The following is a 14,612-nucleotide window of genomic DNA, read 5'->3' as shown; positions in this document are numbered from 1 at the left end:
CAATCCGCGACTTCGGTGAACTCCAAGGGTCGAGAATTGAATACAAAGTACATGAAATTCAATGAGACCCAAACCCCGTACACAGATAAACAATCCCGTGCTCTAAGTGAGCCTGAGACACGTCAAATTTCAACTCCGGGGAAACCTAGCATATAGTTTAAATTGAGATATATCTCCTTTCTCCCATGAAAGTGGAAAAAGCAGTAATCACAGCAGCCGGTAAGGGCAGTAGAATGAAGTATATCACATCAGTTCTGCCCAAGGCTCTCCTTCCCCTCTTCAGGAAGGAGGACGGGAAATTTGTGATGAGACCTGTTATCGACCTAATTCTGGATTCCCTGGGCGAGGCTGGGGTTAATAAGCCGTGCATAGTTGTGGGAAGCCAGGGCAAGCTTCTTGTGGATTATCTAGCGGAGAGAGGTGTCACCTTCGTCACTCAAAATGTTCCGAAGGGGTTTGGTGATGCGGTCCTAAGGGCTAAGGATTTTGTGGGGAATGACCCCTTCTTTGTCCACGCTGACGATGGTGTATTGACGGGAGGATACGTTGAGGCAACCAGGGTCTTTGAGGAAATGGAACCCGATGCAGTACTCATGGTGAGGAAGGTAAGTAACCCCCAGAGGTACGGTGTAGTAACTGCTGATGAGATGGGGGAGAGAATGGGCCATAAGTTGCTGAGGGTAAAGGAGGCAGAGGAGAAACCGAAGGTGCCAAAATCAGACCTCGGGATCTCTGCAGTTTATATCTTTTCCCCCAAGATCATGAGTGCACTGGAACAGGTAAACGTAACGGAAGGAGAGCTGGAGTTGACATACGGTATTGCAAACATTCTCAGACAGGGCGGGGAAGTGTATGCGATTCTCCTGGAGAAGGAGAGATGGCTGAACGTGGGAGATCCGGATAATTACTTCAATGCCCTGGAATTCACATATAAGGTATAATAAACTGGAAAATTGGTCCCCGCTTTTCCTCCAGCTAGATTGTAATTATTGACATTTGCAACAAAATACATTACCTCGAACCTTTGTTGGCTTAATTTTAAATCCGTGAAGCTTTATTCGTTCACATGGAAGAGATCGTAAAAGATTACATGAAAACTGAAGTTATATCAGTTGAAAAGGGTGCAACATTAAGACAGATAACCAAAATAATGACCGAGAAAAACGTTGGTTCGGTCATTATAACGGAAAAGGGTAAGCCCATAGGCATAGTTACGGAAAGGGATGTGGTGAGAGCCATAGGAAAGGACCATAAATTGGATGATAAGGTGGACGACATAATGACGGCCTCGCTCATCACCGTGAGGGAAGACTCACCGATTACAGGGGCTCTTAGCCTTATGAGGACCTACAACATCAGGCACCTTCCCGTGGTTAACCAGGATGGTAAGCTCACGGGTATAATCTCAATCAGGGATGTGGCCAGGGCCTTAGATGACATGTTTGAATCGTGAGACTTGCGATTACTCTTTAATCCGCAATTTTTTATTGGGACGTAAAAAGGTGTCCCATACTTGAGTAAACCAAAGCCAGGCCTAGCGAGGATCGGCATCTTCAGCTTAGCCCTTAGATTGATTGGATCCCCTATTTCCTTTCTCTTTTCCCTTGTAGTCGCCAGATATCTCTCCGCCGTCTCCGTAGAGACCTTTGGAGCCTGGCAATTCATTTTCGTGTTAGTGACTGGTTACTTCACGATACCTGGAGACCTTCTCTCCAACATCACCTCGAGATACACTGCTGAGGGCAGACCTGTGGGGGGCATTCTCCTCATAGACATGATAACTGCGGTACTCAGCTCGGTTATTTACGTAGCTCTTGTCCCGTATTTCGTGAGCATTTCGCACTACAACGAACCAGCTTACTTCTATCTAGGGGTACTCCTAATCTTCACCATCTTCTTCATGAAGGCAACCAACGCTATATCGTTGGGGAGAGGTCCGAGAGTCAACGCAATTGCCTCGTTAACCTTCCAGCTAATCAGGCTTGGAGTTGCCGTTTACGGACTACTGATCCTCAGACTATCCATTGAGGCAGTTATTCTGGCCTACATGCTGGGCTACATTGCGCAAATAGGGATAAACATGTTCTTTGTCAAGGCAAACTTTAGGAGGGACATTCACGTGGCGTTAATGGCCCTCAGGAAATCGGTAATTTTCATGATCCCATACATACAGTACATTCTTGAGGCTACCCTAACTTGGGTCGCAGTGTTTCTCGTTAGGAATACGGTGCCGGTGTCGTATTTCGAGTCCGCGCTCATAATCTCCAACCTAGTTGTATGGTCCACTGGGGCGTTCAGCGGACTCATACCCAAGCTCAGCGAGACGAAGGACCCCTCTGTCATAGAGACCTCCCTTAAGCTCTTCTCGCTTGCCAGCTCCCTGTTCCTCTTGCTTGCGCTAGCTGACGGACTTCCCCTCCTCTACTTACTGAGACCCGAGTACGTAGCTGCCTACATATCCCTGATTATCCTTTCTATATCAAACCTACTACGAGGGTTCTTCCAGATATTTTACACGAGCGTCTACATGATAGATCAAACCCTGAGCGTGGAATCTAGAGATGAGTTAAAAGGACATCTAGCGCGATTAGCGAAACGAAATTCCACCCTCTCCGTGATTGGTACTGGGGTGGCGATAGGTTTAATGGGGTTTCTCTATGTCTCTCACGTTACGGATCCCGCCATCTATTCCGCATCCATGAGTCTAGGCCTTCTCATAAACTCGGTGGCGATATGTGTGTCGGCTTTCCAAAGTTCCAAGGAGCTATACAACTTTCGCGTTCCTCTCCTTGAGGTGAGCGTGCCCGTAGTATCTTCCCTGGTGATAGGCTTGATTTTCATGCTTTACCCGGTTCTTCCAATTCACGGCTCCAGATTTGTGCAGGACTTGTATATCATGGCCGAAAGGGCGGGATTGGCACTTATCCCGTTCGTGATCGTGAATTTAGCGCTAAATAGATACTCAAGGCAAATTATAAACGGAGCGATAGACGTTGTGAAACCAATCCTTTCGCCAGCCAGAAGCAGAACGTCTTCAGGCTAAATGGAATTGAGATCAGTACACAACCAATGTATTGTTTCCCCCTTGACTGGGGTAAGTACCCCAATAGCCCAAGTAAAAATTAAAGCGATCCCAGACAAGAATAGTTGATGAGCGGACTGGACATTAGACTGAAAAAACTATTTCACAGGGGAAAGGCCTTCGTAGTTGCCCTAGATCATGGGCTGGTTATGGGTCCACTCAGGGGGATTGAGAACGCCATGAGTGTCGTCAAGAAAATGGGTAACTATCCGGATGCACTTCAGATGACCCCAGCAATGTTGAGGACGGTGGAGGAAAACTTCTATTCTAGATCGTCTCCCATGCTGATTGCCAGGCTCGACACGGCCAACGTCTGGAGAGATGCCAGAAAGTACGACCAGGGATATTACTCTATGGTTTACGAGGTCAAGGAGGCAGTAAGAGCGGGCGCAGATGCCGTGGTCACCTACTTAGTGGTCGGATATGGGGATGATAGGATAGAGGGTTACAACCTGGAACAGCTCTCCAAGGCGAGGAGGGAGGCTCAGGACTATGGGCTACCCTTCATCATAGAACCGCTCTTCGTGAGAAAGGAGATAACGGACTCCATCAAGGAGACCAATGCGGTGAAGTACGTGTCCAGGCTAGCCTCGGAGATTGGACCTGATCTGCTCAAGGTGGACTACACGGGTGATAAGAATGGGTTTGCGTCTGTGGTGGAGGCCTCCTTTGCACCGATACTCATAAGGGGTGGTCCTAAGACCTCCAACGATCTGGAGTTCCTGAAGATGCTGAGGGATGCGCTGGACTCTGGTGCCTCTGGTATCACAGTAGGGAGGAACCTTTGGCAATCACAAAACCCTGATCTAATGGCACAGGCAGTCTCCAAACTGGTTCATGAAGGAGTGTCACCGGAGGAGGCAGTAAAAATATTGCAGAAGTAACTGTCTTCAAAACTCAATCTACCTGTGTGGATATATTTCATTTTCTTTACCTGTCCTTTATTGCCTATATGAGTATGTCCAAGACCTCGCGCAATTGCATTTTCTCTCTAGATCCTTTCATAGAACATTTACACCCACCATCTAGTGTGTGGAGTTACTGATCCAAGTCCTCTAGGTTTTTGTATGATGTCAATTGAAATGGAACCGAAGAGGTCGCTTAACAGAACTCCACACACTACCCACCATCCCACTTTAGCTTATTTTTAGATTTTTAGAAGATAATATCTTGATCTTTCTTAAGGGTTGCAAATTCATTAAGTTATAAGGTAACTTTAAAAGATATCTTTCAAATAAAGGCACGGCGGATAGGGTGGAACCTCCATCATCTATCAATTTTCCTCTCAGCCTCAAGACCATGTATGATATTGCTGAGTTCATTTTGAGGTCTGTGGAGCTCATAAGTCCAGACCAGACGGAGAAAATGGTTGATACGCTGGCTAATTTTTACGAGAATAAGGGAGGGAAAGTTCTTGTCATGGGTGCAGGGAGAAGTGGCCTGGTGGGTAGAGCCTTCGCCATGAGGCTTCTTCACCTTGGATATAATGCATACGTTCTAGGAGAGACCATCGTCCCAGCAATTAGGGAGAAGGACCTGGCCATAGCCATATCTGGATCGGGAAGAACCAAGCTTATAGTCACTGCGGCAGAGGCAGCTAAGGACGCCAAGGCTACCCTGATTGCATTGACCAGCTATCACGATAGCCCTCTTGGAAAATTAGCAGATGTGGTGGTGGAGATTCCCGGGAGAACCAAGTACTCTCAGAACGAGGATTACTTCGCAAGACAGATCCTGGGTATAACGGAGCCTCTCGCCCCTCTTGGTACGCTCTTCGAGGACACAACTCAGGTCTTTCTGGATGGGATAGTCGCGGAGTTAATGATGAGGTTAAAGAAGACCGAGGAAGATCTTAGGAGGGTACACGCGAACATAGAGCTGTAACCAAGTGTTTGTAAACTATTATAATCGCTAGCATAGACGCCGTTATGAAAACCCCCGAAGAGACTGGTATTATCACGTATAGTGCAGGTATTATTAAGCCTGTGATTAAAACACACGTTTAAGGCCAAGTCCATTCTCCTAGAATCTTCGCCATTGATGACCAAGTATAGTACTTTCCTGAAAATCCCTTCAAGTCCATTTTACCTAAAAGTCCTTCAGTTCTGTCCCAATTATCTTCCAATTAAATTTCACTTTTAAGGTAAATGTCATCGCTCATCTATGAACGATTTTCATTTCAATACGAGCTTTATTGAAGAATATCTCACCACGTTAAAATCCGTAAAGCACTACAAGTATATTGGACTCAACCCTAGAATTCTCAGACCGAATGTTGTGAAAATTGATAACATTTGAGGAAGATAAAGAAAAGTTACAAGGAGGCTGATCAAAACCATAATGGAACTAAGAAAGAAGTTTCCTTACACCTAAGTTGTATCTAGTGAAGTTATTCTTTACTCGCTTATGGAGTTTCCTTGCGCTCTGGGCTTGAATAATCACTTAGAGATAATTTATTGTGTGAGAACTTTTCAAATACCGAGATATGAGAGAAGTTATTTACCTAAATATGGTCATAGTGTCGTCATGTTGGCATTTTTGAAGTTTCAAGGAATTCAATGAGAAGGTACGAGGTCATAAGACGAATTTATGCAAGTTCGACAACACTATGGTCACACTCTGCTTCTCTGTAGTTTTTCATATAAAGAAGAACCTAGTCTTTCGTATGCTTTTTTGAGTAATAATCTTCTCTTTTTCTCATCAATATTTTTTATATCAGCTATTTCAAACCACTTTTCATAACCATGTTCAAAGGCGCGTTACGTAATTTTTCCTCTCGCGTTATGCTATGGGAATAAGACCGGCGGAGTTCAGTGAAAGTAACGTAAAAGTATGGACCCGGAGGGATTTGAACCCTCGACCTCAGCCGTGTGAGGGCTGCGTCCTAACCAGGCTAGACGACGGGTCCTCAGCACACTATTCGTTTATCCCATAAAAAATTTGCTAGTTCAAGCCTCCACAAGGATAGCGTAACCAGTATTAAAGTCCCCAAGGTCCGGGTCTATGTCAACTGCCAAAATTTTCTCCTCTGGTACTGATAGGTCCACAAGGGAAACGCGAAAGTCCGGGTAAAGTTTTCGCGCAACTCTAAGTGCCTCCTTGGCCTTATCAGCCTCGAGAAAATATCCGAAGACGCCAGAGGCACCAATTATCACAGGACCTACTGCGGATTTCATGTGATATTCAACGTCATGAGGATAATATTTTCATTTCACCGATCTCACGATCATCTAGCCCTTAAACTTGCCACCTTCAAGGCGAAATCCTTAATCTCTGGGAGAACTGGAAACTCCTCAAAGGTTCCTGTGAACTGGAAGAGGTCCTCTGAGAAGGGCAACAATGCACCAAACCTGGCATTCAGCCTTTTCATCGCGTTGTCCAGCACTCCTCTGAACCTCTCCGCCTCCCCGGGACGTATCATGTTTATGATGAAACCTAGCACTGTACCATCCCTGACAGAGCCTATCGATTCAGCGTAAGCTATGTTGTCCTCAATGGTCCTGTTGAGGGAATCTGACACGAACAACTGCCAGATGGGGAACCCTGGATAAACTTCCTTGAACTTCTCCAGTTCATGTTTCACTATGTCGTCCTCAGGCCTTACCAGCTGGGCATTGTCCACAATCACGAAGGAATATTCCTTCATTCTGAGGATCCTCGTGTATATAGCCCACCCCTTATCCCCAAGTTTACTATCCATGTGAAACTTGTCAATGTCAGTCTTGTATCGAGGGCCATCCCCAAAGTATTTCAGGACAGTGACGGAACCCTTGCCTACCGCTATGTCCCGATACACCGTGGACTCAATCCCGTCCGATACGCTGGATACCAATCCAGGACCCTTAATCCCGGCCGTATATGAGGCGTATCCCACAAGGTCCCTATCCACCAGGAGAACGGGAAATCCCATCATGGCGAGGACCTTTGAAAGTGAGATGGCTACTGTTGATTTACCAACTCCTCCCTTGGAGCTTAGAACTGATATTCTCATCGATTTAACTAAAGAAAACAGGTTGTTTTATTTTTTGTTAATCTAATGATTCCTTCCAGGTTAGTAGCTAAAAATCTACAGGCACGTAAAAGCAAAAATAGGTCATACAACATAGTTCTCTTATCTTATGAACTCTCTTACATTAGCTGAAAGAGTAGCCGTCACGGACAAGGTGGACTACCTCATCCTCAAATACCTTATTGAGAAGAGGGAGAGATTTGAGTACGTCCCGCAAAGCATTCTAAAGGACAGCTTGGCCCTAACTGAGAGGGAGATCCAGATAAGCCTGCTGAGGCTCACCAAGACCGGAGCCATAACCAAGAGGAGAGTAAGGGGAGAGGACTCCTTCTCCATAACCTTTACTGGACTTGACATTGTGGCGACCAAGTCCCTTTACTCCAAGGGAGTGATCAAAAGCCTGGGAATCACAATAGGTGAAGGGAAGGAGAGCAGGGTCATGTTTGGATACGATCGTGGGGATAACACAGTGGCGGTGAAGTACCACAGGGTCGGAAGGAAGAGCTTCAAGAAAAGGATCAGCGACTTTTCCAGTAAGAACTGGGTCTCCATGACCCTTGAGAACGCTAGAAGGGAGTACGAGGCGCTCCAGTGCGTAAAGAATAACATGGGCTATGTTCCTACCCCTATTGCCTTCACAACGAACGCTGTGGCCATGGAGTACTTCGAGGGGCTTCCCCTGTATAGGGTGGAGCTGAATGATCCTGAGAAGGTTCTGAACTCAATCCTTGGAACCATGAGGATAGCATATGTGTACTGTAGGGGATTAACCCACGGTGATCTGAGCCAGTTTAACGTTCTCGTGAACGGGGATGAGGAGGTGAGGGTCATAGACTGGCCGCAGGCAACCAGAGATGACGACGTTCTGGTTGAGGACCTGAGCAGGATACTATCCTATTTTGAAAAGGAATATTCCCTTGAAAGAGACCTCGAGGAGGTTTTGGACTACGTAAAGGGATACTCATGAGGGTAATGGGTATTGATATAGAGAAGGGCTCACCTAGTTCCACGGAACAGCCGAGATATTCGGTGGCCATTCTGGACGAGAACGGGGAACCGGTAGTCAAGGCAGAGGACGTCACGAAGAGCAGGCTAGTGAGACTGGCGTGGGAATATGACGTGTCCCTACTCGGAACGGACAACATTTACGAACTGGGTAGCAACGACAGGGAGGTAATATCCCTTCTCTCGCTTCTCCCAGAGAAACTGGAGGTGATCCAGGTCACGGTGAAGAACGGCGTCTTTCTGGACCTGAGGGACGTTGCCAAGGAGTACGGAATTGAGGTTCAGGGGAAGCCAACTCCAGCGAGAACTGCATTCATCGTGGCGACCCTAGCCCTTAAGGGAGCAGGTACCAAAATTAAGTTCGTTGAGAACAGGACCAAAATCATCATTTCCAAGGGGAGAAGATCAGGGCCGGGAGGAATGAGCTCCAACAGGTACAAGCGGCACCTGAGGGGGTTGGTGCTGAGGGTGTTCAGAAGGGTAAAGGAGGAGCTTGACAGACACAACTTCGACTATGATGTGGTTGTGAGGAGGACAAAGGCCGGGATGGAGGGAGCTATGTTCATAGTGTATGCCCCCAGGGAGAGCCTCTACGGGTTAGTGAAGAAGATGAGCGGTCACGACGTTAACCTAGAGATAAGGGCCTATTACAGGGACAGGATTGAGTTCGTGGACACCAAGAGAATCTCCCAGAGACCCGTGATCGTGGGGCTTGACCCGGGTCTGGAGGTTGGAATCTCCATCCTTGATATGTACGGAAATCCCGTCCTCCTCACAACCAAGAGAGGGGTGGACAGGGAATCAGTCATTGAACTCATCTTGGAGAAGGGAACTCCAGCCCTAATTGCCACCGACGTTAATCCCGTCCCTGATACCGTTAAGAAAATGAGTGCAGTCCTGAAGGCCAGACTCTACGTCCCTGAAAAGTCCCTCTCGGTGGATGAAAAACAGTCCCTCCTGGATGAGTACTCCACCAAATATGGTATTCACGTAAGTGATCCGCACATAAGGGACTCCCTGGCTGCTGCTATTGTGGCCTACAGGGAAGTGGAGAGGAAACTGAGGCAGGCTGAGGGCATGATAACCAGGTTCGGAATAGACATTGATAGAAATAACGTGTTCAGATGCGTGGTGAACGGGAGCACCATTGCGGAGTGCATAGAGAACGAGATAGAGAAGAAGATATCCGTTCCGCAGAACACAGGTGTGGTTAAACAGGAGGTTAAGGCAGAGCACAACGAGAAACTGGCAGAGGAGAACACACTTCTCAAGCAGGAGTTGTTGAGACTCAACAGGACGGTATCTAGGCTGATTCATGAGAAGGAAATGCTGGAGAGGAGGGTGGAGGAAATAAAGAGACTCTACAACGCTGAACTGGACAGGGATAGGCGAGTTGAGGAGCTGAAGAGAATACTTGAACAGAAGAACAGGGAAATAATCAAGCTGAAGGAACAGGCCCAGGCCCAGTCGGAGATGGAGACTAGACTTGCTTCCGTCATTGAGAAATTGGTCAAGGATAGGGTCACTGTGGTAAAGGGAAATATGAAGGGGTTGGAGGTTAGGGATGGGGAACTCTACTTTGGGGAATGGAGAATCAACAACGACCTGGCCCTGTACGTAGGGAAGGATTTCGCCATAGTTGACGAGTGCCTCATAAAGGATCTCAACCTATTGAAAAAGGAAAGGGAATTAAATCAGGAAATGAGTGAGGATCTGCTAAAAAGGCTGATTGAGGAATATAGGTCTTCTAGGTCTAGAATAGCATGACCTTTCCTTCCAGAATCATCTGGGTTATCTTGTCAAATGAGTCCAGGTACTCCTCGGCTATTCCAGATATCTCTGCCTTGGTGTCAGACGTTATTGTCCCGGAATGAGTGGCAACTTCAACGTTAACTATCAGAGGATCGTTTATGGGTCTACCTATCTGACCCAGGACCTCTATCTGCACATTTCTGACGTCCTTAACCTGTTCCGATGCTTTCTTGGCTATTAGGTTCGCCACGATGTTGTAGAGCTTGCCCACATGGTTAACGGGGTTCTTGCCCGCGGTGGCCTCAAGCGACATGGGCCTCATGGGAGTTATGAGACCTATTCCCCTATTTCCCCTTCCTGTCATTCCATCGTCTCCGTGCTCTGCGGACGTGCCGGTCACGGTAAGATAGAGTATTCCCTGGTCCTCCCTGTCACCCGTATTAACGTTAACCTTGACGCTGAGGTCTGGGGCTATCTGAGAGGCCAGGTCCAGTACCTTCTCTTTCACCTGTTCCTTCACGGAAATGTAATGGTTCTTATCCTCTATGAGTGGACTTATGGCGGCCATTGCTATGGTGAGCGTGACTTCCTTTCCTCTTCTAAGCCCCATCACTTTTATGTCCTCACCGACCTCCGGAAGCTCAGTTTTCACCTTTTTTGAGTTGAGCATTCTCTCGGTCTGGAACACCAACTGCTCCAGCTTGGAGTAGGGTGCGAAACCCACACCGAAACTGGTATCGTTGGAGAGAGGAACGGACTTCCTTCCCTTGTCAAATATGCCCACTAGATCCGCTGAGCCCTTTCCTATCTTGTAGTCCACTATTACGTGCTTCTCTGCATCGAGATATCTGAAGTTTTCCCTTATCCAGTTCTTGACGCTCTCCACTATTATGGTACCCACTGGAACGTTGTCAATGCCGTCATTGGTCCTTACCTCGGTTGTGGCCCTGCCAGCCACTACAATATAAATAGGATGAATCACGTCACCGCCCTTGAACTTGGGAGAGGCCTGACCTCCTACCAGAAGGGTCTTATCAAGGTTGTGGTGAAGAATGGTCCCGTACGTCTTTAGATAGTAAAGGGATAGTTTCCTACTGGCTTCCTCGGATGCTGAATCTGCAATGTAGTCCGGGTGTCCTGTCCCTTTCCTCTCGGCTAACTCAACTGGTAAGGAATCTGGTTCTAAAGTTCTGAATGATTCAATGTTGATGTTTTTCATTTCACCCTCAACTGCCCTGCTACTTTTAAAAAATTACTTGCCCGTGTTAATGATGTTTTCGTAGTCAACGCTTACAAATAGGACATTGCTACCCCTTATGAGTACCCTGCCATAATTGGCTATGGGTTCGTCACTACCTTCCCTCATTTCCTTGCAGTCCCTGAGGACTAGGTTCATGGTTCCGTCAGATTGTTCCATCTTACCAATATACTCTGATCCGTCCTTGAGCTTAACGAGAACTATTTTGTTTGTTGCCATCCTTAGGCTTTTCAAAGGATTCTCTACCTTTGCCTGCAAAATTTTACCTCCTCCTTTAATCTTAAGACTTCACCACTATAAAAGAATGACGTGAAGAATTCAGGGACAAACCCTTTTGAATAGAGCTAAAAATATAGTTTCATGGAACTGGTGATCTCTGACGTTGAGGATATTGTAAGAGTTACTGAAGCTCTTTCCTCCGTCACCCGTGTTAATATTCTCAGACTGATAGCCGAGGGCGAGAAGAGCATCACGGACCTCAGCGAGGAATTGCACATGACCAAGGGAAACGTTAGCTCTCAGGTGGCGTTACTGGAGAGTTCAGGACTTGTGGAGGTGAGATACACCGAGGGAAACAAGGGGTTGAAAAAACTGATCAAAGCCAAGTACTCCAGGATTATAATCTCCCTAGCTTCCGACGACCGCCTTGAGGAAGCTCATGAACAGGGGAGCGGGGTTTAGGGGTCTACTCTTGAACTCTGGGTGAGCCTGGGTGGCTATGAAGAACCTGTGATCCTTGAGCTCAATCATTTCCACCAGACCGTTCTCGCTGATTCCAGAGATGACCAGTCCATGTTTCTGAAGTAGATCCACATAAGATGGATTCACCTCGTACCTGTGCCTGTGCCTTTCGTAAATCACATCCTTACCGTAAATGGAATGTGCAAGAGTTCCGTGAAGCAGGTTTATCCTTTGCGCCCCAAGCCTCATAGTCCCGCCAAATTGGGTGACCTTTTTCTGCTCATCCAGGAGGGTCACCACAGGATGGGGAGCGCTAGGATCTATCTCAGTGCTGTGCGCTCCCTGAAGACCCACCACATTTCTAGCAAACTCCACCACAGCCAGTTGTAGCCCAAAGCATATACCCAAAAAGGGTACGTTGTTAACCCTTGCGTAGTTTATTGCCCTGATCTTACCCTCTGTTCCTCTAGATCCAAATCCGGGTAAAACTATGATACCCTCGGCCTGCTTTAGTACAACCTCAGGGTTCTCCTTCTCCAGGTCTGAGGACTCGACCCAAAGTAGTTCCGGAATCACGCCTAGATGGGCAGAAGCGTGATATATGGCCTCCTTTATGCTGAGGTAACTGTCCTTAAGCTTGGTGTACTTCCCCACCAGGGCTATCTTCACTCTCCTGCCCTCCTTCCTTTTGACTGAGTACACGAATTTTTCCCATTCTCCGAAATCTGGCTTCCTTTGCGGTAGCCCAAGCTTAGATGTCACCTTATCCCCCAGACCCTGTCTCTGGAGAATAAGGGGGACTTCGTATGCAGTCTCCACGTCGTAACTTGAGAAAATGTACTCGGGTCTCACGTTGGTGAAGAGAGCGATCTTCCTCCTGGTATCCTCGTCTAGCTCCACGATGGATCTGGCGATCACTATATCGGGTTGTATCCCTATTCTCCTTAGTTCCTGGACGCTGTGCTGTAGGGGTTTTGTCTTCAGTTCTCCCGTAACGGAAAGGTACTCCACCAGCGCTACATGAACAAATATTACGTTATGCTCTTCCTCCTCCAGCCTGAGCTCTCTCATGGCCTCAAGGAAGGGCAATCCCTCAATATCCCCGACGGTTCCACCTACCTCTACTATCACTATATCCGCCTTCTCCACCTCACCAACTTTCCTCACCATAGCCTTGATTTCGTCAGTGACGTGGGGTATTATCTGGACCGTCTGGCCCATATACTTGCCTTCTCTCTCCTTTCTTATGGCCTCAAAGTAGACCTTCCCGGCAGTTATGTTGTTGTGCTTACTTGTGTTAATGTTGAGAAATCTCTCGTAATGACCCAGGTCTAGATCAGTCTCGGCTCCATCCTCAGTAACGAAGACCTCCCCGTGCATGTAGGGGTTCATTGTGCCGGCGTCCACATTAATGTAGGGATCTACCTTGATTATGCTCACGTTATAGCCCATGTTTTTCAGGATGAGACCGAGAGAAGCTGAAACGGTACCCTTTCCGACACTCGAAAGTACTCCACCAGTAACTATGACGTATTTTGTCACTAGGAAATCACAGTAATCAAGTTTCTCACGGCGGGAATAAAAAGCCATTGCAGGTTAGTTTAATTATTACCCCCGAGTAACTAAAGCAAGTATGAGATCTGAGATTCTTGAAAGATTAAAACAAATGAAACATCTGCAGGTGGCGCTGGACTTCATTACCATGGATGACGCCCTCAAGGTGGCCAAGGAGGTGGCAGATTTACGGAACGTCATAATTGAGGCAGGAACTCCCCTCGTGAAATCCGAAGGAATAAGGGGGTTGTTGAAGCTCAGGGAGTTCAACAACATAGTCCTAGCTGACACCAAGACAGCTGATGCTGGAGATGTTGAGGTAGAGATAGCCCACAGGGGTAAGTCAGACATTATGACCGTGTTGGGCGCAATGGACGATTCCACGGTGGAAAGTGCGGTGAAAAGGGCTAGAGAGGTGGGAATAGTAGTTCAGGCAGACCTCATAGGCGTCAAGAACACCGTGGAAAGGGCAAAGGAGCTCTTCGGTCTCGGGGTGGATATAGTGGGATTTCACATAGGATTGGACGTGCAGAAGAAAAGAGGAGTAACAGTTGCCGACCTAAAGGAGGAGATTAGGCAGGCCAGCAAGTATGGATTGATCTCAGTGGCAGGGGGATTAAGTCCAAAGACCATACCGGAGCTAGCTGAGCTTCCCGTTTCCATTTATGTTGTAGGAGGGGCAATAACTAAGAGCAGTACTCCGAGAAAGGTGGCTGAGGAAATAATTAAAATCCTATCCACCAGTACTATAGCAACACGGTGATTGAATGTCTCAACCAAATCAGGGAGGACAGCCGGGTAAATCCAAGGAGCTGAAAACGTCATCAAAGCAGGTTATCTCTCCCTCTGTACTTAAGGAGGACAAGAGAAAGCTCCAATTGCTTTATATCATAAAGGTTCTTGGGGGAGTTACGGAAAAGGGTCTTATCACCTTACTCTACGAAGGGGCCCAGAAGGGATTGAATATGGGTCATCAGTTTAACACACTGGGAAACAACCTGATCAGTCCAACAGTCAAGGAGGACATAACTTCGCTTCTCTACCTAGGTTATATAGAGACTGACCAGACGAAGAAGCTAAAACTGACCAATGATGGAGAGGAAGCCTTAGCGGCAAATAAGCAACTACTGGATGAAGGTTTCATGAACACAGTGAATAGCGTGGTGACAGAGTTGAAACAGAAAATAGTATCAATTGACCAAGAGTACAATCTCAAGTTAAGATCCGAGAGGAGAAGGAGAAGATAAGAGTTTTATCCCGAACAAAATTTC

The 14,612-nt window shown here is 47.1% G+C and carries 15 protein-coding genes and 1 tRNA gene; 10 read left to right on the top strand and 6 right to left on the bottom strand.

Translation table 11 applies throughout. The features are described 5' to 3' along the window. Nucleotides 1-185: 185 nt before the first annotated feature. The 5 genes from L3N51_RS08625 to hxlB all read left to right on the top strand — a co-directional run bounded on the left by L3N51_RS08625 (nt 186) and on the right by hxlB (nt 4,966). Nucleotides 186-941 carry a nucleotidyltransferase family protein gene (locus tag L3N51_RS08625; RefSeq protein WP_238026742.1) on the top strand — a complete coding sequence of 252 codons (756 nt, stop codon included), beginning with the start codon at nt 186-188 and terminating at the stop codon, nt 939-941. A 125-nt stretch (nt 942-1,066) separates the two neighbouring features. Further along, the gene (locus L3N51_RS08620) at nt 1,067-1,453 is read left to right on the top strand and encodes a CBS domain-containing protein (protein WP_238026741.1); all 387 of its coding nucleotides are present in this window, start codon (nt 1,067-1,069) and stop codon (nt 1,451-1,453) included. 60 nt (nt 1,454-1,513) lie between these two features. Further along, the gene (locus L3N51_RS08615) at nt 1,514-3,043 is read left to right on the top strand and encodes a hypothetical protein (RefSeq protein WP_238026740.1); all 1,530 of its coding nucleotides are present in this window, start codon (nt 1,514-1,516) and stop codon (nt 3,041-3,043) included. A gap of 107 nt (nt 3,044-3,150) precedes the next feature. Continuing rightward, nucleotides 3,151-3,966: a class I fructose-bisphosphate aldolase gene (locus L3N51_RS08610; protein WP_238026739.1), complete on the top strand. Its 816-nt coding sequence runs from the start codon at nt 3,151-3,153 to the stop codon at nt 3,964-3,966. Nucleotides 3,967-4,381: 415 nt separating this feature from the next. Continuing rightward, nucleotides 4,382-4,966: a 6-phospho-3-hexuloisomerase gene (gene hxlB / locus L3N51_RS08605; RefSeq protein WP_238026747.1), complete on the top strand. Its 585-nt coding sequence runs from the start codon at nt 4,382-4,384 to the stop codon at nt 4,964-4,966. 949 nt (nt 4,967-5,915) lie between these two features. Here the strand turns inward: hxlB and L3N51_RS08600 are convergent. From L3N51_RS08600 to L3N51_RS08590, 3 genes are all read right to left on the bottom strand, one after another. Further along, nucleotides 5,916-5,990: transfer RNA gene (locus L3N51_RS08600), tRNA-Val, on the bottom strand. A 40-nt stretch (nt 5,991-6,030) separates the two neighbouring features. Beyond that, complete coding sequence (locus L3N51_RS08595; protein WP_238026738.1) at nt 6,031-6,258, bottom strand: hypothetical protein; 228 nt, start codon at nt 6,256-6,258, stop codon at nt 6,031-6,033. 50 nt (nt 6,259-6,308) lie between these two features. Further along, a complete protein-coding gene (locus L3N51_RS08590) occupies nt 6,309-7,073 on the bottom strand; it encodes an AAA family ATPase (RefSeq protein ID WP_238026737.1) in 765 nt (254 codons plus the stop codon). Nucleotides 7,074-7,200: 127 nt separating this feature from the next. On the opposite strand from L3N51_RS08590, the gene L3N51_RS08585 reads away from it, so the two are divergent. Together L3N51_RS08585 and L3N51_RS08580 are read left to right on the top strand one after the other, a co-directional pair. After that, entirely contained in the window at nt 7,201-8,058 is an 858-nt protein-coding gene (locus L3N51_RS08585; RefSeq protein WP_238026736.1) for an RIO1 family regulatory kinase/ATPase, read from the top strand. Further along, on the top strand, nt 8,055-9,863 hold the full coding sequence (locus L3N51_RS08580; RefSeq protein ID WP_238026735.1) for a DUF460 domain-containing protein: 1,809 nt from the start codon (nt 8,055-8,057) through the stop codon (nt 9,861-9,863). Before L3N51_RS08585 ends, L3N51_RS08580 begins: the two co-directional genes overlap by 4 nt. On the opposite strand, the gene L3N51_RS08575 is transcribed toward L3N51_RS08580, so the two are convergent. Beyond that, nucleotides 9,850-11,067: a methionine adenosyltransferase gene (locus L3N51_RS08575; RefSeq protein ID WP_238026734.1), complete on the bottom strand. Its 1,218-nt coding sequence runs from the start codon at nt 11,065-11,067 to the stop codon at nt 9,850-9,852. The two genes, L3N51_RS08580 and L3N51_RS08575, sit on opposite strands and share 14 nt — an antisense overlap. Before the next feature lie 33 nt (nt 11,068-11,100). Further along, the gene (locus L3N51_RS08570) at nt 11,101-11,364 is read right to left on the bottom strand and encodes a U6 snRNA-associated Sm-like protein LSm6 (RefSeq protein WP_238026733.1); all 264 of its coding nucleotides are present in this window, start codon (nt 11,362-11,364) and stop codon (nt 11,101-11,103) included. Between the two features lie 102 nt (nt 11,365-11,466). On the opposite strand from L3N51_RS08570, the gene L3N51_RS08565 reads away from it, so the two are divergent. Next, nucleotides 11,467-11,787, top strand: a complete 321-nt coding sequence (locus L3N51_RS08565; RefSeq protein ID WP_238026732.1) for an ArsR/SmtB family transcription factor — start codon at nt 11,467-11,469, stop codon at nt 11,785-11,787. On the opposite strand, the gene L3N51_RS08560 is transcribed toward L3N51_RS08565, so the two are convergent. After that, nucleotides 11,734-13,329, bottom strand: a complete 1,596-nt coding sequence (locus tag L3N51_RS08560) for a CTP synthase (RefSeq protein WP_238026731.1) — start codon at nt 13,327-13,329, stop codon at nt 11,734-11,736. The two genes, L3N51_RS08565 and L3N51_RS08560, sit on opposite strands and share 54 nt — an antisense overlap. Nucleotides 13,330-13,420: 91 nt before the next feature. Between L3N51_RS08560 and L3N51_RS08555 the strand changes: the two genes are divergently transcribed. Both L3N51_RS08555 and L3N51_RS08550 read left to right on the top strand, forming a co-directional pair. Next, on the top strand, nt 13,421-14,104 hold the full coding sequence (locus L3N51_RS08555) for an orotidine 5'-phosphate decarboxylase / HUMPS family protein (RefSeq protein WP_238026730.1): 684 nt from the start codon (nt 13,421-13,423) through the stop codon (nt 14,102-14,104). 4 nt (nt 14,105-14,108) lie between these two features. Next, nucleotides 14,109-14,588 (top strand): hypothetical protein, encoded by a 480-nt coding sequence (locus tag L3N51_RS08550; RefSeq protein WP_238026729.1) that lies wholly within the window; start codon nt 14,109-14,111, stop codon nt 14,586-14,588. Nucleotides 14,589-14,612: the final 24 nt, after the last annotated feature.

It is taken from the genome of Metallosphaera javensis (ex Hofmann et al. 2022) (assembly GCF_022064045.1).
Taxonomy (GTDB): Archaea; Thermoproteota; Thermoprotei_A; order Sulfolobales; family Sulfolobaceae; genus Metallosphaera; species Metallosphaera javensis.
The sequence above is the reverse complement of the archived record's forward strand: the minus strand, read 5'-3'. Positions and strand labels throughout refer to the sequence as shown.

Coding starts and splice junctions, on each gene's coding strand:
- L3N51_RS08580 (WP_238026735.1), top strand. CDS start 8,055: ATGAGGGTAATGGGTATTGATATAGAGAAGGGCTCACCTAGTTCCACG.
- L3N51_RS08575 (WP_238026734.1), bottom strand. CDS start 11,067: ATGAAAAACATCAACATTGAATCATTCAGAACTTTAGAACCAGATTCC.
- L3N51_RS08595 (WP_238026738.1), bottom strand. CDS start 6,258: ATGAAATCCGCAGTAGGTCCTGTGATAATTGGTGCCTCTGGCGTCTTC.
- hxlB (WP_238026747.1), top strand. CDS start 4,382: ATGTATGATATTGCTGAGTTCATTTTGAGGTCTGTGGAGCTCATAAGT.
- L3N51_RS08590 (WP_238026737.1), bottom strand. CDS start 7,073: ATGAGAATATCAGTTCTAAGCTCCAAGGGAGGAGTTGGTAAATCAACA.
- L3N51_RS08550 (WP_238026729.1), top strand. CDS start 14,109: ATGTCTCAACCAAATCAGGGAGGACAGCCGGGTAAATCCAAGGAGCTG.
- L3N51_RS08555 (WP_238026730.1), top strand. CDS start 13,421: ATGAGATCTGAGATTCTTGAAAGATTAAAACAAATGAAACATCTGCAG.
- L3N51_RS08565 (WP_238026732.1), top strand. CDS start 11,467: ATGGAACTGGTGATCTCTGACGTTGAGGATATTGTAAGAGTTACTGAA.
- L3N51_RS08625 (WP_238026742.1), top strand. CDS start 186: ATGAAAGTGGAAAAAGCAGTAATCACAGCAGCCGGTAAGGGCAGTAGA.
- L3N51_RS08620 (WP_238026741.1), top strand. CDS start 1,067: ATGGAAGAGATCGTAAAAGATTACATGAAAACTGAAGTTATATCAGTT.
- L3N51_RS08610 (WP_238026739.1), top strand. CDS start 3,151: ATGAGCGGACTGGACATTAGACTGAAAAAACTATTTCACAGGGGAAAG.
- L3N51_RS08585 (WP_238026736.1), top strand. CDS start 7,201: ATGAACTCTCTTACATTAGCTGAAAGAGTAGCCGTCACGGACAAGGTG.